Below are 25,344 nucleotides of genomic sequence, written 5' to 3'. Positions count from 1 at the left end.
GGAGGTTGGATAGCGAACAGGGTTTTACGGGCTAAAGCCCTGAAGTACTTTTTGCTTTGGCCATCATCGCGAGCTTCTTTTCAGCAAGGCTGCGCTCTACCCCGGCGGGGTATTCGTGAGGATGCTGCAGGCGTTTCACAGTGGCGTGAAGGTGCTGAAGTTGTTGATGAGTGCGGGCCTGGATTTCTTGAAGAGTGGGTTGTTCAGCCACGAACTGGCCGCGTTGAAAGACAGGCTTTAAGAGATCCTCATGAGTGGCGGTTTCAGGCATGATCTTGCTGCGTTGAGGATCGGCGGGATGCATGATCTCGGTGGGCGTGGGGCAGCCGGTTTCTTGATCGTAAATGGCATCGCCACGAAACTCACCATTCAGGGTAAAACGACGCACCTGCTGGATGCCTGGATTGCTCACTTTCACCGCCTGCTCGCTGAGTTTGATCTTCGGTTCCCATTCGCCATTCTCATGACGGATGGCACCCAGTTTATAAACGCCGCCTAGGGCTGCCTGTTCGCCACCGGTGACGAGCTTGGTGCCCACACCCCAGACATTGATCGCGGCTCCCTGATGCTTCAGGCTTTCGATGAGATGTTCATCGAGGTCGTTGCTGGCCACGATGTTGGCTTGAGGAAAACCACCCTCATCCAGAATGCGGCGGGCCTCGATGCTTAGCCAGGCGAGGTCCCCCGAGTCCAGGCGGATGCCCGCGAGCTCGTGACCTTGAGCCCGTAGCCTTTGGCCTATCTCTACGGCATGGCGCACGCCTTCCACGGTATCATAGGTATCCACCAGAAACACACAGTTGTTAGGCATAGCCTCGGCATAGGTGGCGAAGGCTTCTAGCTCAGTATCGAACGACATGACCCACGAGTGGGCATGCGTGCCGCGCACGGGAATGCCATGGGTCATGCCCGCAAGCACATTCGAGGTCGAAGCGCAGCCGCCAATGAAAGCGGCCCGGCTGGCCATCACAGCACCATCCGGCCCCTGGGCACGGCGGAGCCCGAATTCCAATACGGGCTCCCCTTGCGCGGCCTGACAGACACGCGCGGCTTTGGTGGCGATGAGGGTTTGGAAATTGATGATGTTCAGCAGGGCGGTCTCCACAAGTTGAGCCTGAATGAGCGGACCCTGAATGCGCAGCAGGGGCTCATGAGGAAACACCACCGTGCCCTCAGGAATGGCCGCCACATCGCACTGCCATTTCAGGGTGCTGAGATAGTCGAGGAAACCAGGTTCAAACAACGGCTTGCCATCTCGTCCTGGGATCGTGGCCAGATACTCCAGCTCCGCCGGAGCGAAGTGGAAACCTTGCAGCCATTTCACCACATCGCCCAGACCCGCGGCAATGGCGTAGCCGCCAGCAAAGGGCAGCTTGCGAAAGAAGAGATGGAAGACCGCCTCTTGCTCCGCCTTGCCACATTTCCAATAGCCTGCCGCCATGGTGAGCTGATAGAGGTCGGTAAGGAGGGGGGTATCTGTTTTCATGGGGGAAAATAGAGTCAGAGGTCACTATCGAGGTATTCCTGCAACCGTGGATTCAATTGTCTGGCATAGATTCCGTGATACCACGGCGAGCGTATTTGCAAAAGAATCACAAGTAATGTCGCAGGTAGCTGCCAGCCCATGAGGGGCCACCAACTCAGGTTGCCTTGGGCCATGTGAAGCAGAACATTCGCCACGAAAGTGCCTGCCCAGATCAGTTCCCAACGTCGCCAAACCAGGAAGACATTGCAGAAGAGGAAGAAATGGCCAACGGCCATCGGCACGACCCACCACAGTTCATACTCGTGCTGGTGCATCCAGATGGCAACGACTGTGGCCACTAGCAAGACAGCCGCATCTATGGGAGAGAAACGGAATCCACATCGGCGTTTCATGGGGTGTTTCGAGGTCATTTTATTGGCCTAACAAAAACGAAAATTGAGTCTGAAATGGAGCTGCCCAAACTGGAGTTAGCCCTGAAAGGGCAGGGCATCAAAGCCCAGGGCCAGCGAGCCTAAGCGAGCGCTGCCCTGGGTTTGCAGAAGGAGATACTTTCCTATCTCAAGCCCTGAAAGGGCGAGGCAGATGGGGGCTCGAAGGTGAAGAGTTTCAATCCCAGACATAGGCTTCGTTGTAGTTGATTTTGTAGAGTTCCAACATGCGTCTGAACTCATCTTGGAAAGTTCGTCCAGCGTGGTGTTCGGCTTGATTCTGGATGTAGTGAGTGACCGATTCTAACTGGGACACACTGACGGAAAAAGCACCGTAACCGGACTGCCAAGCAAAGTGGCCGATGTGGCCCTGTGTCTTCATCCACTTCGAAGATTCCACCTTGGCGGTCTTCACCGCATCCGAGAGGGACACAGTGCGAGCGAGTCGAAAGAGAAGATGCACATGGTCCGGCATGCCGCCGACACAAAGAGCGGGGCAATCCACGGCGTTCAGGGTGCCAGCGAGATAGGCATGTAGTTTTGGCTGGATGACGGTGCTGATGCACGGTTCCCGGTCTTTGGTGGAGAATACCAAGTGGATATAAATCTGGGCGAGCGATTGAGACATGCCAAGCGGGTGGAGGGTTTGAAGTGCGTGTCAGTGTCTCGCCCTTTCAGGGCTCGTAGAAAGATAAACTGGTGTCGAGTTTCCCAGGGCTGCACTCGCTGAGGCTCGTTGGCCCTGGGCTTTGTTGTCATGCCCCTTCGGGGCTGGGGAAGAAGAGAGGGGATGTCATGATGCAGGAAGATTCAGGTCCAATCGTTCACGGGATTTCAGCCAATCTTCGGGGATGCCAGAACGCCCAACAAACAGTGAAACAATGCCACCGACGATGGCGCAGTTGGTATCGCAGTCACCATCCCCTTCAAGCGTGGCGATGAGGGCTTCACGATAGTTATCCAGGTGACGGATGGCACACCAGATGGCAAAGGGCACTGTGTCAGGTGCAGTGACAAGAAACCCTGAGCCTAAAAGGCGAGCCGCATTTTCTGGGATCATCTCAAGCGGGACCGCGAAGGCTTTTTGCAGCCCCTCCCATGTTTCGCCGTGTGGGGTTTGTTCCAGTGTTGCTTGCCAGATGCTGTGACGTGCCGTCTGCAATTCGAGCCCACGAGTTTGCCAAGTTTGAGCGGCAGCCAGTGAAACAGCGACACTGCCAGCAATACCCTCAGGATGGGAATGCGTGACCATAGAGCTTTGGGTGCTTTCACTGACAACACGTTCGAGGTCGTCGGCGAAGTAAGCTCCTAAAGGGGCCGACCTCATGGCACTCCCATTTCCTTTAGATCCACGTCCATTGAAAGCTGCTGTCGATGTCTGCTTCCAGCCTGTGCCGCGGGCCATCTCCTCCAACTGCAATCTGGCCCCTTTGCCATAACCCCGGCCAGGATCCGCCAAGTAGCGCTCGGTAAACCGATGGGCGAGAGAGTCGGGTGAAATCTGTCTTGTTGCAGCCAGTTCCTCCACGATGGCCATCGCCATTTGACTATCGTCCGTGTGCCACCAGTGAGGGCCGGGAAGGCCATTCTGTTCAACAATGCGTCTGGCACTGCGTGCTTGTGTCGAAAGCAGTTGACCGAAGGCATCCCCCACAGACAAACCATCCAGCGACAAGAGGGCTCTCTGTAGCCGAGCTTCGTGAGTGGGTGCGTCTTGTGTATCTGTCATGGTTTGGCATTGGTTGTGTGAAAGGTTACAAAAAGGTTTGGTCAGGGTTCATGGTGAACAGAGCGAAACGAAGTGTTGGAAAAGATCCTGAAGGTTTTGCTGCCGGGGCAGTTTTGCGCGCCAGTCTTCGGGGATGGCCTCAAGCCCGTAATAAACACCGGCGAGGCCGCCAGCGACGCAGCCGGTAGTGTCGGTGTCATCGCCCAGATTCACGGCTTTGAGGACGCATTCGGAGAATGAACTTGTAGTTAGAAGGCACCAGAGAGAGGCGGTGAGGGTTTCCATGACGTATCCACCGGAACGCACTTGCGACTCATGCCAAGTGATGAGATCCGCATGCAGGACATTCCAAAAGTTCGTGATTTCTGGGTTGTTTTCAAATTGCTGGATAAAGGCTTCTCGCGATTCGGCTAGGGCTTCTGCTTTCGTCAGACCTTTCATGAGTCCGCGAACAAAGAGGCCATGGAAAACACAGGCCATTTTGGACCGTGCGTGTCCATGAGTGATGGCCGAGGCCCTTTCCAAATGGCTGCGGAAGAGGGGTTCATCCTTGGGGTGAAAGGCCAGGGCGACAGGGAGGATGCGCATGAGGGAACCGTTGCCATTGTCATAGGCGTCCTGGCCACCCGCCAACTCGGCGGGGCAACCTTGTTCGATGAGCCGCAAGGCCTTGCGAGTGGCGATGCCGATATCAAAGACCGTCCCATGGGCCGCCCAATGGCCGAGGCTGCACCAGCGCACAAAACGGGCTCCCATGTCCTCGGTATCGAAACCTTTTTCGACCAGGCTTTCCACGGAACAGAGGAGCAAGGCACCATCGTCCGACCACGTGCCCGCAGGCTGGCCGTGGGTGCCGTAGTCACGCATGCCTGTCACGGGATCCGCCACACGGTCGGCGCGCGGTTTAAACTCCACGGGCACTCCCAGGGCATCGCCCACGAGCGAACCGTAAAGGCCGCCGAAAATGCGTTGGGACTGGGTCAGGGCATTCATTGATGGCGTTTCCAATTCGTGACGAAGGTTTGTTGCTGGGCGGTTTCCGGAATGACGGGAAAATGCGCACGGGCATGAGAGGTGAGCCGGTGCAGTATTTGCAGAGGTTCGGGCTCACCGTGGCGGGCCAGCCAGCAGCCCATGACGGTACCCGTGCGGCCTTTGCCACCCCAGCAGTGGACATAGGCGGTGCGCCCTTCGGCAAGCACGGCATCCAGGGAATCCAGCGTTTCAATCATCTGAGCCACGGTGGGGATGCCGAGGTCACGGATGGGACGCTGGTCCCAAGTCACGGGCTGGCTGCGGGTTTCGCCGAGGGTGTACCAAGCGAAGCTGTAATCCGCAAAGGGGCGCTGGCGCGTGTGGTCGCGCTCATCTTCCTGCATGAGATTGGTGATGTGTGAAACCCCGCAGTCGAACAGCGAGGTCAGTTTCGAATTGGCGACGTTCGGGTCGCGATCGCCGGGGAAAAAACCGGCCAGGAGTTTACCTGGGACGACCCAGTAGCTGCGGGTGAAGGGGAGTTGGCGGAGACGGCGGGTGTTCATAAAGGGTAGAGGGGGTGTTAGTTTTGTTTTAGATGTTCACGGACTTCCATGAGGGCGAAGCCGAGGAGATTGAGGCCGTTCCATTGGGTGGGGTCTTCCACCTCCGGGGCCGTGGCCGACATGCCGATGCCCCAGATGCGATCATAGGGACTAGCCTCGACGAGTACCCGGTCACCAGTTTCCTGGAGAAAGGCGCGAAGATCAGCATTTTGGCTGAACTTGGCCAGATTCCCTTGAACCACGATGTTCCAGCGTGCCGCTAGCCATCGCTTTTCATCAAAGCCTTGAACAAGCCGACCGAGTTTCTTGGCCTCGGCGGGGCTCTTGGCAGTCAAGATGCGGGAGAGGGTGTGGGCATCGCCAAAAAGCCGTGCTTTTTCAGCCATCATGAAATGCTCTGCCGTGGCGTAGGCGACCCCTTGATGAGTGAAGGCGTGAGCATCCCACCATTGGCTGAAACAGGATTTGGAAACTTGGCCATCTTTGGATGGGGTATGCCCCCAAAAGAACAGCCACTTGGGAGCGAGACCGCTTTGGATTTCAGTGACCAGGGCTTTGCATGAGCGGGCTTTAAAGGAGGTGATGGGAGGAGAGATCATAATTCAAAGTGGAATCCCTTTTTCTTGAGTTTCTCATAACGCACGGGATCGAAGCGGAAGAGCTGGGCGGGGCGGTGGGCGCCTTCGCGGTGGGTTTCATCCAGGGGGAGGAGGAGGCCGTAGCTGAGAACTTTTTTGCGGAAGTTGCGCTTGTCCAATTCGGTGTCCATCACGGCCTCGTAGAGTTGCTGGAGCTGGCTGAGGGTGAACTTGGGCGGCAGCAGTTCAAAGCCGATGGGCTCGTAGCGGAGCTTGCCGCGCAGGCGCTGGAGGGCGGTGGCGAAGATGTCGGCGTGGTCGAAGGCGAGTGCGGGGATCTGACGGATGGGAAACCACCGGGCATCGGCGGCATCGGTGGTGGCCTGGGTGCGGTGGTCGGCGGGTTTGGTGAGGGCGTAGTAGGCCACACTGATCACGCGTTCGCGAGGGTCGCGGTCCACCGAGCTGAAAGTGTAGAGCTGCTCGAGAAAGAGTTTTTTCAATCCGGTCTCTTCCATGAGTTCGCGCCGGGCGGCTTCATCAAGGGTTTCATCCACCCGCACAAAACCGCCTGGCAGGGCCCACTGACCTTTGAAAGGGGCGATGCCGCGTTCGATCAGGAGGACTTTAAGCTCGGTGTCGTCAAACCCAAATACGACGCAGTCCACCGTCAATGCCGCGCGCGGGTATTCATAGGTGTGTTTCATGCGACTGCATGAAAGTGTAAAAACAACACTATGTAAAGGAAAAAGACAAGGCTATCTCAAAACGCCCATGCAAACGGCAAGGAGGTGGGCATTTTGAATCCATGCATTAAGCCTGCTTAAGGTGGGCGTACTGCAATCGATCGGAGTCTAAAGCATTGTGAATCAATGAATTGAAGGTGCTCATACTGCCATGGCATAGCCGGTGCAACAGAAGGCTGGAGGTGCGTTCCGCACTCTTTGTTAACATCAACTCTACGACTCCTATGAAACTCATCCGCCTCCTCACCCTGACCGTTGCTGCCTCCGCCTTCACTCTGACCGCCGTGAGCTGCAAAGAAGAAAAAGGCCCTGCTGCCAAAGTGGGCGACAAAATTGACGATGCACTTGATGCCCGCCCTGCCGAAGGCATCCGCGATGCCGTCGAAAAAGTGACTGAATAGTCTCTTCCTTCCCCCCGGATATATCAGGCTGGCGATGGCCGCCCCCCAGCCATGCCAGCCTGATTTTATCCTGACCTAACCAATTTATCTGAATCACGATTATGGGCTTTATTTCATGGATTGTTCTCGGCCTGCTCGCAGGCGGCATTGCTAAATTTTTGATGCCGGGCAAAGACCCTGGCGGTTGTTTCCTCACCATCATCCTTGGCGTGGTGGGTGCCTCTGTGGGTGGCTGGATCGGCACTCAGCTCGGCTTTGGCTCGGTGCAGCAGTTTGATCTGCGCAGCCTCGGCATCGCCATTCTCGGTTCCCTGGTTCTCTTGATGATCTATCGAGTCATCGCAGGCCGGAAGTAAGCGCATCGATTCGGCAAACTCACCACGAACTTCCCCCCCTTTTCCTCTCCTTTACCCCATGAGTGATCGCAAAAAAGCCTTGGAAAAAATCCACGTCATTCCTGGCATGGGCTGCTTAGTGCAGCCCAAAGGAGTGGCCTTTCGCGTTTGGGCTCCCCATGCCGAAAGCGTGTCAGTGGTGGGGCTCTTTAACGACTGGGATCCGACAGCGAATCCCATGCAGAGAGAGGAGGGGGACACTTGGTTTGCCCTGGTGGATGGGGCGGAGGAGGGACAAGGCTACCTTTACCATATTCGAAATGGGGAAAAGGAGTTCACGCGTCCGGACCCGCGCGGGCGGGTCATGGAAAATTCTGTGGGCAATACGTTGGTCTGGAAGCCACGGCCTGAAGAAGCGGGTCCTGCCTTCACGGCACCGAAGATGAATGACCTGGTCATTTATGAAATGCATGTGGGTTCTTTTCATGTGCCGGAGGGGGCTGCCCATGGCACCTTTGCCAGCGCAGTGGAAAAGATGCCTTACCTCAAAAGCCTGGGCATCAATGCGATCGAGGTAATGCCGGTGGCGGAGTTTGCCGGGGATCTCTCCTGGGGCTACAATCCCGCGAGTCCCTTTGCGGTGGAGTCTGCCTACGGCGGGCCGCAGGGCCTGCTGGCCTTTGTCAAAGCGGCGCATGCGCATGGCATCGCGGTGATTATGGACGTGGTGTACAATCACTTTGGTCCATCGGATCTCGGCCTGTGGCAATTTGATGGCTGGTCTGAAAATGACAAAGGCGGCATTTATTTTTACAACGATCATCGCTCAAGCACACCGTGGGGAGACACACGGCCTGATTATGGGCGTGGCGAGGTGCGCACTTACATCCGGGACAATGCCCTGATGTGGTTTGAAGAGTACGGCGTGGATGGCCTGCGCTGGGACATGACCGTCTTTATCCGCAGTTGCCAGGGCAATCCGGGACATCCTGACGATGATCTTTCGGAGGGCTGGGGCCTTATGCATTGGGTGAATGATGAAATCCATGCCCAGTACCCGGATGCCATCACCATCGCTGAAGATCTGCGCGACAGTGAATGGCTGGTGAAGGGCACCGGCGCGGGTGGTGCAGGCTTTCGCACGCAGTGGAATGCGGCCTTTGTGCATCCAGTGCGGGAGGTGATGACCCTGACGGAGGATGAGCATCGGCGATTGGAGGTCATTCAGTCTGCGCTGACGTGCTGCTTTGATGGCGATGTCTTCAAGCGGGTGATCTACAGTGAATCTCATGATGAAGTGGCCAATGGCAAGGCGCGGCTGCCTTCAGAAATCTCGCCCGATGATGCAGCAGCTCGGCCTGCACGGCAGCGCTCGAACCTCGCTGCAGCGCTGCTTTACACCGCCCCGGGTATCCCGATGATCTTTCAGGGGCAGGAGTTCCTGACGGATGAATGGTTCCGCGATGATGTGCCGCTGGATTGGTCTCGGCCGGAAGAGTTCAAGGGTGTGCTGGCCCTGTATCGGGATCTTGCGCAATTGCGCAGAAACTTCGCCGGTACAACGGCCGGCCTAACGGGCCAGTTTGTCCAGGTTCATCATTTGGAACATGATCGTAAAGTCCTCGGTTATCGTCGCTGGCTTGAAGGCGGGCCGGGAGATGATGTGCTGGTGGTTCTGAATCTCAGCCACCAGGCAGCGGACGATGTGCGCATTGGCGTGCCATCTCCAGGACTTTGGAAAGTGCGCTTTCATAGCGATGCCCATGTGTATGGGCATGATCTGGATGGGCACCCCTGTGTGGATGCGACGACCATGGAAGGCGAATGGGAAGGCCAGCCTTTCAGCATTCACTTGGCCGTCGGCCCCTATTCGGCGGCCATTCTTTCCCAGGACAAGGATGCAGCATAGGCCAGTCCATAGCGGTGGACGCTGACTGGCCGAGGTGCCTCGAACTGTAGAAACGGGCGGATGTAAAAGTCCGTTTGATTCTCAGGCACGCGAAAATTCTCTGCATAAACCTGCTGTTGCGATTCGGCCGGAGGCTTATCGTAGCGGAGTCTTCATGCAGCAGCGCCGCACCAATCTCTTGCTCATCCTGCTGGTCATCACGCCAGTGGCTCTACTGACTTGGCTGGGCACGTATCTCATTCGAGATGCAGCGCGCAGCACGGACGCCGCCATGGCCGCCGTGTTGACGGAACGTCTGGCGACGGCCAATCAACAGTTGGTCAATGACCTGCGTCGATTCACCGATAGGCTGGACCAGATGGGCAATGCCCCAGCAGCCACGGCTGCAGAGATGGCCACCGCCCTGGGCGGGCATGAATGGGTTGTAGAAACATGGACGGCTGAGTTGGGCGGAGTGGTGTCGCTGATTTCACAAAAGAAGGATGTACATCCTGGAGAAGGCGCCGATACCACCTCCCGCTCCACCATTCTGCTGGCACTGCTGAAGTCCGCGCTGGGCCGGGAGCGGGATGCCGTAGGGCCGTTTTATGCCCTGGAGAATACGGCAGGCCAAGTGCCGCCAGACCGTAGCCGAAAGGCGGTGTGGAGGACCTTTTCTCGATCGGAAAGCTACCACCTGCAAAGTCTTGAGAGGCATGCCATTTTGGTGCCTTTTTCGTCTGGCTGGCATGTGACCGATGGAGACTTCATTTACTGGCGAAAGCTGGGAAAAGGGGATCTCGTCTGCGCGCGTCTGGACAGTCAGCTTCTGCGCAGGGCTCTGTACGCCCGTTTGCCGCCCCCTGGGCTGGAAAGCTACCCAGGCCGCATGGCGCTGGCCACGACGAGCGGGATTCAGTTGCATCTTGCGGGCCGGCTGTTGCCAGGTTCCAACCGGCCCCCATCGGCGCGGCTGGAATGTTCGGCCCCATTGACCCAGTGGGTGCTCAGCTATTCACCAGCCTTCATGGAGTTTCCAAAGCCCTATCTCTTTCCCATTCTGCTGGGAGTGGGGTCGGGCTGCCTGCTGGTGCTGGCACTGGCCTGGACATTTTTTCGTGAAAACGCCCGGGAACTTCGTCTGGCGCAGCAGCGGGTCAGCTTTGTGAACCAGATTTCTCATGAACTGAAAACACCCCTGACAAACATCCAGCTCTACACGGAGATGGCGGCCCACCGCATCGAAGACAGCGGCGATGCCATCGCCCAGCGGCACCTGCGGGTGGTGGAGACGGAGACGGCACGGCTGAACCGCCTGATACAAAATGTGCTGAACTACGCGCGCCAGCAGCGGGACAAGCTGAGCGTGCAGATCAAGCCGATCGTGTTGGATGAAGTGGTGGCCCGTGCGGTGGGGAACTGGAGAACGCTGCTGGAAAACAAAGGCTTCCAGGTGCACACGATTTTGAATGGCCCGCCGACCATGAGGGCGGATGCGGATGCTCTGGAGCAGATCCTGGGGAACCTGCTTTCCAATGTGGACAAGTACGCAGCCCATGGCAAATGGGTCTCCATCCGCACGGAAACAGCGGGCAGCAGTGTCAGAATCGTGGTGGAAGATCACGGCCCAGGCATTCCGCCAGGGAAGCGGCGCATGGTTTTCGAACCGTTCGAGCGCCTGCGCTCCGACTTGAACGAAGGTGTCAGCGGCACCGGCATCGGCCTGACCATTTCACGTGAGCTGGCAGATTTGCACGGCGGCTCACTCGAGGTTTGCAGCCTGCACAAAGAAGGCGCTAGATTTATCCTGACACTTCCCGTTCAACCTCTATGAAGATACTCATCGCCGAAGACGACGACCACACGCGGGAAGCTCTCCGCGAAGTTCTCAGCATGGAAGGTTATGATCTGGTGACGGCCAGCGACGGTCTCCAGGCCGTGGATTTCTTTCGGGCCACGCGGCCGGACTTTGTTTGCCTGGATGTGATGATGCCCGGCCAAAACGGTTACGAAGTTTGCAAACAGATCCGCAAGATGGATGAGAGCGTCCCCATCCTGTTTCTCACAGCGAAGGCAGAGGAAATTGACACGGTGCTGGGGCTGGAACTGGGCGCTGATGATTACATGACCAAGCCGTTTGGGGTGAAGGAGATCATTGCCCGCATCCGTGCCATTCTGCGACGGACTGCGGCCCGCGCGGGCACCAAGGCACCAGAACAGGAGTTTGTGATGGATGACCTGAAGATCGTGCCGGCGGAGCTCCGTGCTTATCGTGAGGGGGCCGAAATCCAGCTCAGCCCGCGTGACATGAAGGTGCTGACGCTGCTGTATGCCCGCCGGGGCAAGGTGGTGGACCGCAACACCATGGCGGATGAAGTCTGGGGCGTGGATTATTTCCCGGAAAGCCGGGCGCTGGACCAGCACATCTCCCAGTTGCGGAAGCGTGTGGAAAGAGATCCTGCCAATCCGCAGATCATTCGCACGGTGCACGGTGCCGGGTACCGATTTGAGTGAGAGCCACCGCCAAGGCGCTGGAAAAGTTGGTGTGACTTGTGGTTAGAAATATTTTCTTGTCACCGTTCGGATTACATGTGTAATCTTGCGATTACATTTGTAATTCACAAAAATGCCACCACGTCCACAGCCTCCCTCTTCACCCAAAATCTCCGATGCCGAATGGACGGTCATGAAGGTTCTTTGGGAGCGCGGTGCCAGCACGGTGGCGGAGGTGGTCAAGGAACTGGAAGGACGCCTGCACTGGAAGCCGCGCACCGTGCAGACTCTGGTGCGGCGTTTGGCCGAGAAAGGTGCGCTGGCCGTGGAAACGGTGGGCCGCGAGTTTCGTTATGTGCCAGCAGTTGCCCAGGATGACTGCCAGCAGGAGGAAAGCCGCAGCTTCCTGGCGCGGGTGTTTGATGGCCGTCTGGCCCCTTTTGTGGCGGGCCTGATGGAGCGAGAAGAAGTTTCCAAAGATGATCTGGAAGCCCTGCGGCAGGTGCTGCGTGAGGCGGAGAAAAATCTCAAAAAGTAATCTGCCATGAATGCTCCTGCCCTGGATTCCACCCTGCACTGGCTGCTGCGCACCTCCCTGGAGGCCAGCGTGCTCATCCTCGCGGTGCTGGGCCTGCGGGTGCTTCTGGGGGCGCGGCTGGGGCCAGCCTGGCGCATCGGCCTGTGGATGCTGGTGGGTCTGAAACTGCTGCTTCCAGCCTGCATTCCGGCTGGTTTTGGCCTGGGTGGCTGGGCACCTCAGGCCATCCTGGAAACGCCTGTGTCCGTGACGACACTTCCTGCTTCAGGTCCAGCATTCTCCCTGCCCGCGACGGAGATGCCTGCGGGTGGGGCGGAGCAGACAGATGCTCCTGAGATGGCTTTCCTTCTGCCTTCCCTCGCGCTGCTTTGGTTGGCTGGTGCAGTGCTGGTTTTCGGTTCGGCGGTGCTGCGGCAGTGGCGTTTTGAGGAAAAGCTGGCGGCTGCTCTGGTGGGGAATGATCCGCAGCTCTTGTCCTGCCTGCGCCGCCTGCAAAGGTTGGCGGAAATCCAGGGGCCGGTTGAGATCAGATTGCTACCTGCGGGTTCGACGCCAGCCATTACCGGTCTGCGTTCGCCCCGGCTGCTTTTGCCGGAGGACTGGCCGTCTCGTTTCGATGAAGCCAGCCTGCGCCATGTGCTGCTGCATGAGCTTTTGCACGTGCGCCATCGCGATCTGCTGTGGAACTGGGCCGCGGTGGCGGTGCAGGCCGTGCATTGGTTCAATCCGCTGGTGTGGGTCATCGGTTCACGTTTCCAGGCAGACCGCGAACTGCGCTGCGATGCCGCTGTGCTGCGCCTACTTTCGCCTAACGAACGATTGGCCTACGGGCACACGCTGCTCCGCATCCAGGAGACCTTTTTTGCACCACCGGCCATGGCAGGGTTGGCCCCATGCGTGCGCAACCATCCCACCCTGCTGCAACGCATCACCATGATCGCCCAACCCAACCGCAACCGTCCCTGGCTGCACGCCGTCTTCACCCTCGCCTTTGGCGTGCTGACCTGCTATGCCTTCACCACCGGGCAGGCGGCCGAAGAGAAGACCATCCCCGCCAAAGACCGCAGCCGAGACGGAGAGCGCAGCACACCTACGGGCGAAACAGGACAGGCCCCGCGCGCCAGCCGCGAAGGCGATGGCAAGATGACGGGCGAACGTGAGGGTGACCGGCCAAAGAAAGGGGCCCGTGAGGGTGACGGCATGAAAAAATCTGGCACGGCTGACCGTGAAGGAACCAAGACCGGGCCGCGTGATGGTGATCGCCCTAAAACTGACGAGCGTGATGGGGACAAACCTCGCATGGGTGAGCGCGATGGTGATCGCCCTAAAACCGGCCAACGTGACGGTGACAAACCTCGCACAGGCGAGCGTGATGGCGACCGCCCACGCACAGGAGAACGCGATGGTGCTCGGCCAAAAACGAGCGAAAGGGACAGCCAGAAATCTGGTTCCCGTGAGGGAGACGGCAACCGTGGAAGCGCTGAGGCCAAGAGCCCCGGCAGTGCCTCCGGGGAAACCCTAACGATCCGTGTAACCAAGAATGGCGATAGCGTCATCCTCGGTGAGGAAGAAGTCGCGATGAACCGCCTTCGTGGCCACCTCCAGAGTTACCTGCCACAGCATCCAGGGGCGCAGGTCATTGTCAGTGGTGACTCTGGGGTGCCTGATAAAGCGCTCGCCGAGGCGATGGACGCCGTTCGGGACAACGGAAACAAAAACGTCCGCATTTCGGCGGAGTAGAATGGGCATTTGCCCGGTTTTATCGCAGGATGTAAAAATATCGTAAAACATCCGTCAAGATGCTTGGACGTCTTCGTCACTCAAACTTTAAGCTCGCCTTCAAATGTTCCGCTTCCTTGTTAGCTTTCTGATTCCTGCGATTGTTCACGCCGTCAGCCCTGGCGAAGTCACCACGGCTTTATCCAAAGCTGTCGCCTTTTACCATGGCAAGGCTGCCTCTCATGGCGGCTATGTTTACCGCTACAGCGCCGACTTCACCCTGCGTGAAGCCGAGGGCATCCCCGGACCGGACACGATCTGGATCCAACCGCCGGGCACGCCTGCCGTGGGCATGGCCTTTCTGGATGCTTATGAGGCCACACAGGATGAAAGCTGCCTGAAGGCGGCGGTGGATGCCGCCCACGCGGTGAGTCGCACGCAACTCACTTCCGGCGGGTGGGATTACTCCGGCCATTTTGATGCGGCAAGCCGCGCCAAGCATCTGTATCGCCGCGATGCGGAAGGGAAGCTGATTGACCGCAAAAAGTTCCCTCAGGGCGAGGCCGGCTGGCACATCTGGCGGCAGCGTGAGCACAAGGACACCAACTACTCCACGGTGGATGATGATGTGACCCAGGCGGCCACGCGCCTGCTCATCCGTGTGGATCATGCGCTGGCTGGCAAGGATGAGGAGATCCGTGAGGCAGCGGATTATGCGCTCAATGCCATCATGAACGCGCAGTATCCGGCGGGGGGCTGGTCCGCCAGTTTTGATACCTGGCCTGCATCGCCCCCACCTGCGGACAAGTATCCTGTGAAGGCCGGTAATTACCCCGCTGACTGGCCACGCAAATGGCCCAAGGATTTCACCGGCTGCTACGTGCTGAATGACAACACTCATGCGACGCTGATGGCCACCCTCCTGCTGGCATGGCAACTGCGCCACGACGAACGTTACCTCGCGGCGGCCAAGCGGGGTGGCGACTTTCTCATCACCGCTCAAATGCCCGAGCCGCAGCCTGCCTGGGCCCAGCAGTACAATGCCGACATGCAGCCCGTGTGGAGCCGTGCCTTTGAGCCGAGTTCCGTCAGCGGTCGTGAGTCGCAGGCTGCCATGTGGGCGCTGCTGAAGCTCAGCGCCGCCACGGGTGACAGAAAGTACCTGCCACCTGTCGCCAAGGCCATCACCTACCTGCGCAAGTCCTTGCTGCCCGGCAACAAACTGGCACGCTTTTACGAGCTCCAGACCAACAAGCCTCTCTACTTTGAGCGGGGTGAAGGCGGCAAAGGTTTCGAGCTGACTTACAGCGACAAAAAAGCTTCCTCCAATTATGGCTGGGTTTGGGACAGCGAGCTAGATGCCATCGAGGCCATCGGAAGGAAGATTGTGCGCAACGAGCCGGTCGTCTTCCCCCGCACCGAAAAAGAGCGCTGGTCTTCACCCCCCACCGACAAGGATATTTCTACCATTTTGAGCGAGATCAAGCCCGACGGATCGTGGACAGAGAGCAAGGATGAGCGCGGCATCATGCGCGATGCCAGCGGCAAAAAGACCTCGCCTAAAGGCGGTGTGATTTACAGCGACACCTTTGTCCAAAATGTCCGGGCTCTCAGCGCCTGGCTGAAGATGAAAGGAGCCAAGTCATGAATGCCAAGGCGGCCTGGATTCTTCCCGCTCTGATGCTGGCGATGGCCCCCATCCCGGCAGCCGAGTATGAAAATCCGGTGCCCTGGTCTTACAAGCCGATGCAGCGGCCCGCCCTACCTGAGGTGAAGAATGCGGCCTGGTCGCGCGATGATCTGGATCGCTTCATCCTGGCCCGGCTGGAAAAGGAAAATCTACAGCCCGTGGGAGATGCTAGCCGTGAGGTATGGATCCGCCGCGCATCGTTTGACCTTCGCGGTCTCCCCCCTTCGCAGGACGAAGTGGAGGCCTTTGTGCGGGATCCTTCTGCGGACGATGACGCCTTTGCAAAAGTGGTGGATGCCTTTCTCCAGAGCGAGCGTTTTGGCGAGCGCTGGGCCCGGCATTGGCTGGATGTGGTGCATTACGCCGACAGCATTGGCCGGGTGTGGAATGCCCCGTTTCTCTACGCTTTCCGCTACCGTGACTGGGTCATTGATTCCTTCAATACCGACAAGCCCTACAATCGTTTCATTGCGGAGCAGATCGCCGGAGATCTTCTGCCTGCCAAGACCGTGGCACAGAGACGGGAACAAATCACCGGCACCGGCATGCTGGCTCTGGGCAGTCTCAGCCTGCAGGAGGGCAGCTACGAGCAGTTCATCCTGGATCAGGTGGACGACCAGATGGACGTCACTTCGCGTGCCTTCCTTGGCCTAACGTTGAGTTGTGCTCGCTGTCACGATCACAAGACGGAGCCGGTGAGCCAAAAGGACTACTATGCGTTGGCGGGCATCTTTTACAGCAGCCGCACCCTCTCCGGTCTGGCCAACCGCCATGACATGACACGGGCAGGTTATGTGGACCCTGAGATGCTGGTGGACCTGCCCACCGCGCTGAATGAGAGCGTGGGGCCGCCGCAGATGCTGCCCGCCGGGGTTCACTCCATGGATGACATCCGTGCACTGGGAAACCCAAAACAACTCCCGCGATATGACACGGATCCGCACTTCTGCATGGGGGTGGTGGAGGGGGAGGCCCGTGACTGTGAACTTGCTGTCGGGGGTGATCCCTATGAGCGCCTAGCCGCCCCTGGTCGTGGCAAGATCACCGTGCCCGGCCTGCCTGCCCTGCCCCCCATCGCCGCAGCAGCTTCCGGGCGGCTGGAGCTGGCCCAGTGGATCGCCTCGCCGACCCATCCGCTGACCGCACGCGTGATGGTCAACCGCGTGTGGCAGCATCTTTTTGGTGAAGGCATCGTCCGCACTGTGGATGACTTCGGCAGCACGGGTGCCGATCCCACTCATCCGGAACTGCTGGACCATCTGGCCATCCGGTTTGTCGAGGGCGGCTGGTCGGTGAAAGGGCTGATTCGCAACCTCATGCTCAGCCGCACCTACCGCCTCGCCTGCTCCACTGGAGACGCTGCGGATCCGAACCATCCCGATGCAGGCAACCGGTTGCGCTGGCGGATGAACGCACGTCGGCTGGAGATCGAGCCGATAAGGGACACCCTACTGCATCTGGCGGGCAGGCTGGACCTGGTGCGGCCGGAAGGCACGCAGGTGGGCGGCACAGGGGGCAAAGGACGGCTGGGCATCACCCAGGGTTTCCTCAACGTGGAGGATCCATTTCGCACCATTTACCTGCCGGTGGTCCGTGACGGCGTGCCGGAGCTTTTTAGTACCTTTGACTTTCCCGGCCCCACCCAGATCAAAGGTCTGCGCGATGTCACCACGACCGCGCCGCAGTCTCTCTTTTTCATGAACAGTCCGTTCATGGAAGACGTGGCTGGTGAAATCGCCGGGAGGATCCTGGAAGAAAAGAAAAATCCAGAAGAATCGGTGAATGAATTGTATAGTTATTTGTTAGGCCGGAAGCCATCGGCAGAAGAGCAGGCGGAGGCCCTCACTTTGCTGGAGGGAACTGAATCCGGCGGCGACCCAGCCCGCTGGACCACACTGGTGCAGGCCCTGCTGGGCACGGCTGAGTTCCGGTATGTTTTTTAAACCCTGATTTCGACTGTCATGACCACCCGTCGCCATATTCTCCAGTCCAGCAGTGTCGGCTTTGGCTGGCTGGCCTTTCAGGCGCTGAACCAGCAGTGGGCGCAAGCGGCCGCTCCGCCGAAGACGATCAACCCGCTGGCCCCCAAGCCGCCCCATTTTGCCCCACGCGCGAAGCGGGTGATCTTCATGTACATGCAGGGCGGGCCCAGTCATCTGGACACCTTTGACTGGAAGCCTGAACTGGCCAAGGCCGAGGCGGAGAAGGTGCAAAAGTACATGGGCTCTGTTTTTGAATTCAAGCCTCGCGGGCAGAGCGGGCTCATGATTTCCGAAGCCTTTCCTGAGTTGGCCAAACACGCCGACAGCCTCTGCATGCTCAATGGCATGAAGACCGCCACCAATGCCCATCAGATGGCCACGGTGGCATTGCACATCGGTAGCGAATCTTTCGTCAGGCCCTCTATGGGCGCCTGGATCGTTTACGGCCTGGGCACTGAGGCGGAGGATTTGCCCGGTTTTGTCACCATCAATCCCATTGCCGACAATGGCGGGGCCATGAATTACGGATCGGCCTTTTTGCCAGCTTCGTTTCAAGGCACACGGCTGAATACGGGCGGCGGCGGTGTGGCCCATCTCAGCAACGGACGCCTGTCCGATGCGGAACAAAAACGGCAGATCGAATTCATCCAGAAGGCCAACCGCCGCCTGCTGGGGCAGGACCCTGGCAATCCAGAGATTGAAGGCGTCATCCAGTCTTATGAACTGGCCTACAAGATGCAGAGCTCGGTGCCGTTGACTCTGGACCTCGGCCAAGAGCCTGAGCACATTCGTGAACTCTACGGCCTCAATACCAGTGATACGGAACGCTTTGGCACCCAGTGCCTCATGGCCCGTCGGCTGGCGGAAAAAGGGGTGCGTTTCATTCAGCTCACCTCCCCTGGCTGGGATCATCACAACGGCTTGCGTGAAAACCTGGGCCGCCAATGTCATTCGATAGACAAGCCCATCGCCGGCCTGATTGCAGACCTTAAACAACGCAACATGCTGGACGATACCCTGATTGTTTGGGGCGGCGAGTTTGGGCGTGGTTCCGGCTACGACAATGAGGCCTACAATGGCCGGGGTCACAATGGCGGTGGCTACACCATGTGGATGGCGGGCGGCGGTGTGAAAGGCGGCTACGTGCATGGTAGCACGAATGAAATGGGCGATACCGCAGCGACAGGGGTGATGGGCACGCATGATCTGCACGCCACCATCCTGCACCTGCTGGGCATCAATCATGAGCGTCTCACCTATCGTTATGCAGGGCGGAACTTTCGCCTCACGGATGTGGCGGGTGAAGTGGCGAAGGATATCCTGGCCTAAAGGATGGTGGCCCTCTCAAGTACTGGCCTTTAGCGGGGATTCGTGCTTTGATCCCAGCCACATGAACCGCCGCACCATCCCCTCGCTCCAGATGAGCGACTACGGGCAGGACAGCCTGCGTGAGCAGGGGGTGGTCGTGATGCCTCTAGAGCTTTCCATGAGCCAGGAACCTCAGCGGCTGATCCCTCATTTTCATGATTTCTTCCAGCTCTTCCTCATTCAGGGGCCGGCCCGGCTGATGCATGATTTCCGTGAATATGATGTCACTGGCATCACGCTGTTTTTCCTCAGTCCTGGGCAGGTTCACACCATTTACCCGCGTGCGGCCTCCATGCGTGGCACGGTGGCCTCGTTCACCCAGGCGTTTTTTGATCATCAGTCGCCACCGCCCAGCATGCTGGTGGAGTTGCCCTTTTTCTTCGCCCCAGGTGCCGCCCCCTGGTTCCAGGTCAAGAAGAAGGAGGCAGGTCGCCTCCTAGAGCTGTTTGTGGACTTGCAACGTGAGTATGATGGCGGCAGGCGTGGTGTCATGGAGGTGCTGCGCGCTCTTCTGCGCATCCTGTTTATCGAGGCGAGCCGTCTGGATGCCGCAGGCCACCCGGGATCCGAACCCACCCGGGCCGCCCTTCTCGCGCGTCAGTTTCATTTGGCTTTGGAACATCATTTCCGCGAGTGGCAGGCTCTGGCTCCTTACGCGAAGCAGCTCGGAGTCACGGTGAATCATCTGAATGACGTCATTCACCAGGAGACAGGCCACTCGGCCGGAGAGCTGATCCGCCATCGTCGATTGCTGGATGCGAAGCGCCTGCTGTTGCATTCGGACCTCAGCATTTCGGAAATCGGCTATCAAACAGGGTTTCAGGATCCCTCTTACTTCAGCCGCTTTTTCCGCCGTTATGCCGGTGACACCCCCGCTGAGTTCCGGGAGGCAATCCGAGAAAAATACCATTGAGACTCGGATGAGCACCAGGGCTGCCCTTTGAGTTTCGGCGACTTCTTGGGAAGAGTCATCGTCCCTATGAATGAGACAGTGATCGAGGAGGCCCCCCCGCTGGTGAGGCCCCAGCAGAATGCCACGGAAACCGTGTTTGCGCTGCTTTTTGCCATCAGCTTTGCCCACATGCTGAATGATACCATTCAGGCCCTGCTCCCAGCGATTTATCCGGTGCTCAAAGAATCCTACGGGCTCACCTTTACCCAGTTGGGTCTCATCACGCTGACCTTCCAGGTCACCGCTTCCCTGCTGCAGCCGTTGGTCGGTTACATCACGGACAAAAAGGCCATGCCCTACTCCCTGCCCGTGGGTATGGGGATGACCTTGGTGGGCCTGCTGTCGCTTTCACAAGCGCACAGTTTCCCGACGATCCTCATCTCTTCCGCCCTGGTGGGCGCAGGATCTGCCGTGTTTCACCCCGAGGCTTCACGCATCGCCCACATGGCGGCGGGACGCCGACGCGGGCTGGCCCAGTCTCTCTTCCAGGTGGGAGGCAACGCGGGCACCTCCGTCGGTCCTTTGCTGGCCGCATGGTTCATCGTGCCGCATGGGCAGGCAGCCCTGTCGTGGTTCTCCATCATTGCCATGATCGGCGTGCTGGTGCTGTTCCAGGTGGGGCAGTGGCAGGCGCGAAACCTGCACCGCATCCACAGGCGGCGCGGGCCTGCTTCGGTTGTTGCCAGTGAGGCACCGACAACCGGGCGCGTGGCCTTTGCCGTGGCCGTGCTTGTGGTGCTGATCTTTTCCAAATACGTCTATCTGGCCAGCCTAACCAATTACTACACTTTTTACCTGATGGATCGTTTCCAGGTCTCGGTGCAGCAGTCGCAATATTACCTGTTTGTCTTTCTCTTTGCGGTGGCCGCGGGTACGATCATCGGCGGCCCGGTGGGAGACCGCATTGGCCGCAAGCAGGTCATCTGGGTCTCCATCCTGGGGGTGGCCCCTTTTGCCCTCTGGCTGCCGCATGCAGGCCTGATGACCACGGCGATTTTGACAGTGATCATCGGTCTGGTGCTGGCCTCCGCCTTTTCCGCCATCCTGGTCTATGCGCAGGAGCTCATGCCGGGGAAAGTGGGCATGATCGCAGGGCTATTCTTCGGTCTGGCCTTCGGCATCGCCGGCATCGGTTCCGCCGTGCTCGGGGCCATGGCGGATAGCCAGGGCATCAACTTTGTGTTCCGTGTCTGTGCCTATCTCCCTCTGCTGGGTCTGCTGACGGTGTTCCTGCCGGACGTGGAAACAGCGAAGGAGAAGTGATACCGGGTGATCCCGGGTGTCTTTGGCGGTCAGCTTTTGGGCAATATGCACTGGCTTGGACCGCCAAAGGTTGAACATCGGCACTGCCCCCAGGCTTGCATCTTCGCCGTGGCATGATTGGGTAAACGTCCGACCATGAAAGACGACCCCACGGTGCCCAGCGAAGCACGTTTTGAGACCCGAGCCATCCACATCGGCCAGGATTACCGCAGCGAAACGGGCGCGGTGATCCCCCCGATTTACATGACCTCGACCTACGAGACGGGGAATCCTGGCGGCTTTGACTACACGCGCAGTGGCAGCCCGAATTACCGGAACCTGCAAAACACCCTGGCCAGCCTGGAGAATGCCCAGCACTGCACAGTTTTCGCCAGCGGTGTCTCCGCCATCACCGCCATTGCTTTTGGCCTGAAGGCTGGGGACACCATCGTCTCCGAACAAAACATCTACGGCTGCACCTATCGCCTGTTTGAGCGCGTGCTGCGCAAGTTCAACGTGGAGATCGAGTATGTGGACCTGGCCAACCCGGCGAATTACGCCCGCATCGCCGAGATCAAGCCAGCCCTGGTGTGGCTGGAGTCTCCCACAAACCCGCTGCTCAAAATTTTGGACATCAGTGCCATCGCCGAGGTTGCGCACAGCGTCGGTGCCACGGTGGTGATGGACAATACCTTTGCCTCCAGCCTGTTGCAGCGTCCGCTGGATCTGGGGGCCGATCTCTCCCTGCTCAGCACCACGAAGTACACGAACGGCCATTCCGATGCCCTCGGCGGCGCGGTGTGCTCAAACTCGGCCGAGTGGCAGGAGAAAATGATCTTTGCCCAAAAGGCCCTCGGTTTGCAGCCCAGCCCGTTTGATTCTTGGCTGACCTCTCGCGGCGTGAAGACCGAGGCTCTGCGCATGGAGCGCCACAGTGCCAATGCTCTGGAACTGGCCACCCGCCTGGAAGCCCGGGCCGATGTGAAAAGTGTGCGTTATCCCTTCCTGCCGTCGAATCCTCAGTATGAGCTGGCGAAGAAGCAGATGAGCGCGGGCTCGGGCATGCTGTTGGCTGACTTTGGGCACATGCAGGAACAGGCCCTCACTTTCATCCGCAGACTGCGCCTTTTCACACAGGCCGAAAGCCTGGGCGGCATCGAATCCCTCGTGTGCCACCCTGCCACCATGACTCACGCCTCCATCCCCAAAGACATCCGCGAAGCCGCCGGTGTCACCGATGGCCTCGTGCGTTTTTCCGTCGGCATTGAGCATGTGGAGGATCTGTGGGCAGACATTGAGCAGGCCTTGAAAGCCTGATCTCGCCCCCGCCGTCTCTCAGCCCTCTTTCCCCCCTTTCTTTGACGTGGCACTACGCATCCATACCGCCATCACCCATGGTGAAATCGACAACACCGAACGCGGTCGCGTCCGTGGTCGGCTGTGGCTGCTGGGCCGCGAGGAGCCTATCGAGCTGGACCTCGATGGCGATGCCTGGCGCGATGTCGCGGGCACTCGGGTTTCCTTTGTCAATCCGGCCTCCCAGCCGCAGCCGGAACTCCAGCGGCTGAACCGGGTGCAAAACGGCATGGTGGGTGACATCACCGCCTCCCGCAAAGTGAAGGTCTTCACCGTGCCGGAGGAAGAGTGGCGTCAGGCCTACCGGGAAGACCGCATCGCCGACGTGCCGACCGAGCTGCGCAACAGCCTTTACCTGGAATGGTTCACAATCGAGCAGGGCCGCTGCGTAGTCGAAAGTGCCGACCTGGAGATCACCATTTCTGAGCATGTCTGGGAGATGGATGAGGATGAAGAGGGAGCCCAAAGACTGGCTAACTTGCAGGCCATGCGCGACTTTTTGGCCGCGATCATCCAGCGTCCCGAACCTACGGAGGATGACGAGGACGACACGGATGTCGCCATGACCGAGGAGCAGTGGGAAGAACAGCTCAAAGCCTCCGACCGCCTGAATGATGCGGGCATGGAAGCTTATGAAAAGTACGGCGAAGATGAAGACGCCGATGAAAAGACCGCCTTTGTCATGGGCTGGGACAACCTGCTGGAAGACATGGCCGATGCCCAGGAAGGCGTGGAACCTTCCGAGGATGACAGCCCGGACAAAAAGCGCCGCCGCGAGTGGGCTGAACTGATGAACCAAGCCGCCACGGATGCGGAGGAAGGTGAGTCCTGGAAAGTGGATGACGGCAGCGACGACATTGAGGACGATAACCGGGAGGCGGACGAGCCGCATCCCCTGAAAGCCCAGTCCTATGACTTCCTCGTGCAGGTGTTGCGAGAGATTGGCAGCACAGGAATCAATGAAAGCCGAGGAGAGATCCGCGACCAGCCAGCGGACCGGTTCATGACCAACCTCATGCAGGCCAGTGGCAAGCTGTCCGCAGCCCTGCACTCACGCCGGGAGCTGGCAGATCCGATGCAACGCGGTTTTGTCCTGGCCATCACCCGCCGCTGTCTCAACTGGATGCATGAAGCCCTCCTGGCTCTGGACGAACTGTTGGTGGACCCTGCTTACCAGTCTGCCCACGCGCAATTTGAAATTTGGAAAACCGGCCTGCAGGGCCTGCGCGACGGCACCGAAAAACTGCGGCAGGAACTCCAGGGCGAGTGAGCAGCCTGAGGGCTGCCAAGACCGCGCGGGCTGAGCCAGCACGACATCACCCGCCGCTGGAAGAGATGAGGTTCCAGAGGCAAAGGTGCTTTTCTCAAAAGCGGGTGCTTATGCCAGCCGCACACTCCTCTTCTTGTCCAGCTTAAGCACCGCGCCGGTTTCCCAGGCGGGTTCGGCTTTGGGATCGGTGAGTTTTTCGCCGTTGAGCTGGATGCTGCCGCCCTGGACGAGGCGACGTACATCACCGCCGGAGACGGTCTGCTCAAAGACGGACAGGTAGGCATGCTGCACCACGCCCAGAACATCGCGACGATCGGCTAGGGTGAGCAGGGGCAGTTCGACATTCGCGAGGTCTTTTTTACTGAAGCGCAGGTCCCAGTCGTCGCGACATTCTTGGGCGGCGGCTTCGCTGTGGTAAACGGCCACGCATTTAGCAGCGAGGGCTTTTTTGGCTTCCATAGGATGCATCGTTGCATCCAGCTCTTCGCCGAGGACGAGCAGGTAGTACTTAGCCATCAGCTCGTCTGGGATGCTCATCAGCTTGCCGAACATCTCCTTCGGCGCATCGGTGAGGCCCACGTAGTTGCCCAGGGACTTGGACATTTTTTTCACGCCGTCCAGACCTTCCAGAAGAGGCAGGGTCATGCAGATTTGTGGCTCCATGCCTTCTTCTTTTTGCAGGTCACGGCCTACCAAGATGTTGAATAACTGGTCGCTGCCGCCGATCTCGACATCCGACCGCACCACCACGCTGTCCCAGCCCTGCATGATGGGATATTGGATTTCGTGCAGGCGTACCTCGGTGCCATTGGCCACGCGGTTTTTGAAGTCTTCACGCTGAAGCATCTGCTGAAGGGTCACGCGGGCATTCAGCTTGATGACTTCCATGAAAGGCATCTCTTTGAACCAGTTGCCGTTGAAGACGACCTCCGTCTTGTCTTTGTCGAGGACGAGGAAGGCTTGGTCGGTGTAGGTCTTGGCATTGGCCAGCACTTCGTCGTAAGTCAGCGGCGGGCGGGTGGTGGAGCGGCCGCTGGGGTCGCCGATCATGGCGGTGAAGTCACCGATGATGAGCACAATCTGGTGCCCCAGGTCCTGAAACTGGCGCAGCTTTCTCAGGGCTACGGCATGGCCTAGATGGATGTCTGGCGAGGTTGGGTCCACCCCCAGTTTGATGCGCAGGGGTTTGCCCTTGGCCAGTTTCGCCGCGAGTTCTTTCTCGCTGTGAATGGTCACGGTGCCGCGCTTGAGGATTTCGAGTTGTTCAGAGACAGGGAGCATGATGGAGGGAAAGAGGGTCGGATGCCGGGATGACAGCATGACGAATGACGGGCAAATGACAAATGCCCAAAGCAGAAGTTGATGCTTTTCACCTTCGCAGGCCTGGGGGAGAGAAATCAAGGGGTCAGATTCAAAGGCAGGTAGATTGGAAGAAGGGCTGTTTTCTAGAGGAATGGCAGGTGGGATGATGTATTTCTGCCGCCTCATGTGCTGCAAACGTCCCTTGTTTCTACTGGCCCTTGGTTTCTGTGCGCCCTTATTGGGGGCGGTGGAGCTCCATGTCTCCCCTGCCCTATCTTTGTCACAGGCCTTGCAACAAGT

23 protein-coding genes are annotated in these 25,344 nt (G+C 58.7%); 14 read left to right on the top strand and 9 right to left on the bottom strand.

The features are described 5' to 3' along the window. Positions 1-31 precede the first annotated feature (31 nt). The 8 genes from ABEB25_RS14505 to ABEB25_RS14470 form a co-directional block, all read right to left on the bottom strand. On the bottom strand, positions 32-1,486 hold the full coding sequence (locus ABEB25_RS14505) for a nicotinate phosphoribosyltransferase (RefSeq protein WP_345737130.1): 1,455 nt from the start codon (positions 1,484-1,486) through the stop codon (positions 32-34). A gap of 14 nt (positions 1,487-1,500) precedes the next feature. Continuing rightward, positions 1,501-1,878, bottom strand: coding sequence for a hypothetical protein (locus ABEB25_RS14500; protein ID WP_345737129.1), 378 nt, complete (start codon positions 1,876-1,878; stop codon positions 1,501-1,503). A 214-nt stretch (positions 1,879-2,092) separates the two neighbouring features. Then, on the bottom strand, positions 2,093-2,542 hold the full coding sequence (gene tnpA / locus ABEB25_RS14495) for an IS200/IS605 family transposase (protein WP_345737128.1): 450 nt from the start codon (positions 2,540-2,542) through the stop codon (positions 2,093-2,095). A 165-nt stretch (positions 2,543-2,707) separates the two neighbouring features. Next, positions 2,708-3,589, bottom strand: coding sequence for an ADP-ribosylglycohydrolase family protein (locus ABEB25_RS14490; protein ID WP_345737127.1), 882 nt, complete (start codon positions 3,587-3,589; stop codon positions 2,708-2,710). 102 nt (positions 3,590-3,691) lie between these two features. Continuing rightward, positions 3,692-4,636, bottom strand: a complete 945-nt coding sequence (locus ABEB25_RS14485; RefSeq protein ID WP_345737126.1) for an ADP-ribosylglycohydrolase family protein — start codon at positions 4,634-4,636, stop codon at positions 3,692-3,694. After that, the gene (locus ABEB25_RS14480) at positions 4,633-5,184 is read right to left on the bottom strand and encodes a protein-tyrosine phosphatase family protein (RefSeq protein WP_345737125.1); all 552 of its coding nucleotides are present in this window, start codon (positions 5,182-5,184) and stop codon (positions 4,633-4,635) included. Before ABEB25_RS14480 ends, ABEB25_RS14485 begins: the two co-directional genes overlap by 4 nt. 17 nt (positions 5,185-5,201) lie before the next feature. Further along, entirely contained in the window at positions 5,202-5,783 is a 582-nt protein-coding gene (gene ybiA / locus ABEB25_RS14475; RefSeq protein ID WP_345737124.1) for a riboflavin biosynthesis intermediates N-glycosidase, read from the bottom strand. Next, positions 5,780-6,469: an NUDIX hydrolase gene (locus ABEB25_RS14470; protein ID WP_345737123.1), complete on the bottom strand. Its 690-nt coding sequence runs from the start codon at positions 6,467-6,469 to the stop codon at positions 5,780-5,782. Before ABEB25_RS14470 ends, ybiA begins: the two co-directional genes overlap by 4 nt. A gap of 263 nt (positions 6,470-6,732) precedes the next feature. Here ABEB25_RS14470 and ABEB25_RS14465 point away from each other — a divergent pair, with 263 nt between their 5' ends. From ABEB25_RS14465 to ABEB25_RS14400, 14 genes are all read left to right on the top strand, one after another. Next, a complete protein-coding gene (locus ABEB25_RS14465) occupies positions 6,733-6,909 on the top strand; it encodes a hypothetical protein (RefSeq protein WP_345737122.1) in 177 nt (58 codons plus the stop codon). Positions 6,910-7,010: 101 nt separating this feature from the next. Then, the gene (locus ABEB25_RS14460) at positions 7,011-7,265 is read left to right on the top strand and encodes a GlsB/YeaQ/YmgE family stress response membrane protein (protein WP_345737121.1); all 255 of its coding nucleotides are present in this window, start codon (positions 7,011-7,013) and stop codon (positions 7,263-7,265) included. Positions 7,266-7,323: 58 nt separating this feature from the next. Further along, complete coding sequence (locus tag ABEB25_RS14455) at positions 7,324-9,153, top strand: alpha-amylase family glycosyl hydrolase (protein ID WP_345737120.1); 1,830 nt, start codon at positions 7,324-7,326, stop codon at positions 9,151-9,153. A 154-nt stretch (positions 9,154-9,307) separates the two neighbouring features. After that, complete coding sequence (locus tag ABEB25_RS14450) at positions 9,308-10,966, top strand: sensor histidine kinase (protein WP_345737119.1); 1,659 nt, start codon at positions 9,308-9,310, stop codon at positions 10,964-10,966. Beyond that, the gene (locus ABEB25_RS14445) at positions 10,963-11,646 is read left to right on the top strand and encodes a response regulator transcription factor (RefSeq protein ID WP_345737118.1); all 684 of its coding nucleotides are present in this window, start codon (positions 10,963-10,965) and stop codon (positions 11,644-11,646) included. The genes ABEB25_RS14450 and ABEB25_RS14445 overlap by 4 nt, the downstream gene beginning before the upstream one ends. 112 nt (positions 11,647-11,758) lie before the next feature. Next, the gene (locus ABEB25_RS14440) at positions 11,759-12,163 is read left to right on the top strand and encodes a BlaI/MecI/CopY family transcriptional regulator (protein WP_345737117.1); all 405 of its coding nucleotides are present in this window, start codon (positions 11,759-11,761) and stop codon (positions 12,161-12,163) included. A 6-nt stretch (positions 12,164-12,169) separates the two neighbouring features. Beyond that, the gene (locus tag ABEB25_RS14435; protein WP_345737116.1) at positions 12,170-13,903 is read left to right on the top strand and encodes a M56 family metallopeptidase; all 1,734 of its coding nucleotides are present in this window, start codon (positions 12,170-12,172) and stop codon (positions 13,901-13,903) included. 103 nt (positions 13,904-14,006) lie between these two features. Next, positions 14,007-15,530, top strand: a complete 1,524-nt coding sequence (locus ABEB25_RS14430) for a polysaccharide lyase (protein WP_345737115.1) — start codon at positions 14,007-14,009, stop codon at positions 15,528-15,530. After that, on the top strand, positions 15,527-17,515 hold the full coding sequence (locus tag ABEB25_RS14425; RefSeq protein ID WP_345737114.1) for a DUF1549 and DUF1553 domain-containing protein: 1,989 nt from the start codon (positions 15,527-15,529) through the stop codon (positions 17,513-17,515). Before ABEB25_RS14430 ends, ABEB25_RS14425 begins: the two co-directional genes overlap by 4 nt. An 18-nt stretch (positions 17,516-17,533) precedes the next feature. Beyond that, positions 17,534-18,883, top strand: a complete 1,350-nt coding sequence (locus ABEB25_RS14420; RefSeq protein ID WP_345737113.1) for a DUF1501 domain-containing protein — start codon at positions 17,534-17,536, stop codon at positions 18,881-18,883. 61 nt (positions 18,884-18,944) lie between these two features. Then, the gene (locus tag ABEB25_RS14415) at positions 18,945-19,835 is read left to right on the top strand and encodes a helix-turn-helix domain-containing protein (RefSeq protein WP_345737112.1); all 891 of its coding nucleotides are present in this window, start codon (positions 18,945-18,947) and stop codon (positions 19,833-19,835) included. A 66-nt stretch (positions 19,836-19,901) separates the two neighbouring features. Next, positions 19,902-21,137 (top strand): MFS transporter, encoded by a 1,236-nt coding sequence (locus ABEB25_RS14410; RefSeq protein WP_345737111.1) that lies wholly within the window; start codon positions 19,902-19,904, stop codon positions 21,135-21,137. A 135-nt stretch (positions 21,138-21,272) separates the two neighbouring features. Next, positions 21,273-22,433, top strand: a complete 1,161-nt coding sequence (locus tag ABEB25_RS14405) for a trans-sulfuration enzyme family protein (RefSeq protein ID WP_345737110.1) — start codon at positions 21,273-21,275, stop codon at positions 22,431-22,433. A 46-nt stretch (positions 22,434-22,479) separates the two neighbouring features. Beyond that, the gene (locus tag ABEB25_RS14400) at positions 22,480-23,742 is read left to right on the top strand and encodes a hypothetical protein (protein ID WP_345737109.1); all 1,263 of its coding nucleotides are present in this window, start codon (positions 22,480-22,482) and stop codon (positions 23,740-23,742) included. Positions 23,743-23,850: 108 nt separating this feature from the next. On the opposite strand, the gene tyrS is transcribed toward ABEB25_RS14400, so the two are convergent. Then, positions 23,851-25,023 carry a tyrosine--tRNA ligase gene (gene tyrS, locus ABEB25_RS14395; protein ID WP_345737108.1) on the bottom strand — a complete coding sequence of 391 codons (1,173 nt, stop codon included), beginning with the start codon at positions 25,021-25,023 and terminating at the stop codon, positions 23,851-23,853. Positions 25,024-25,344 lie beyond the last annotated feature (321 nt).

This window comes from Prosthecobacter algae (genome assembly GCF_039542385.1).
GTDB classification, from domain to species: Bacteria; Verrucomicrobiota; Verrucomicrobiia; order Verrucomicrobiales; family Verrucomicrobiaceae; genus Prosthecobacter; species Prosthecobacter algae.
The sequence above is the reverse complement of the archived record's forward strand: the minus strand, read 5'-3'. Positions and strand labels throughout refer to the sequence as shown.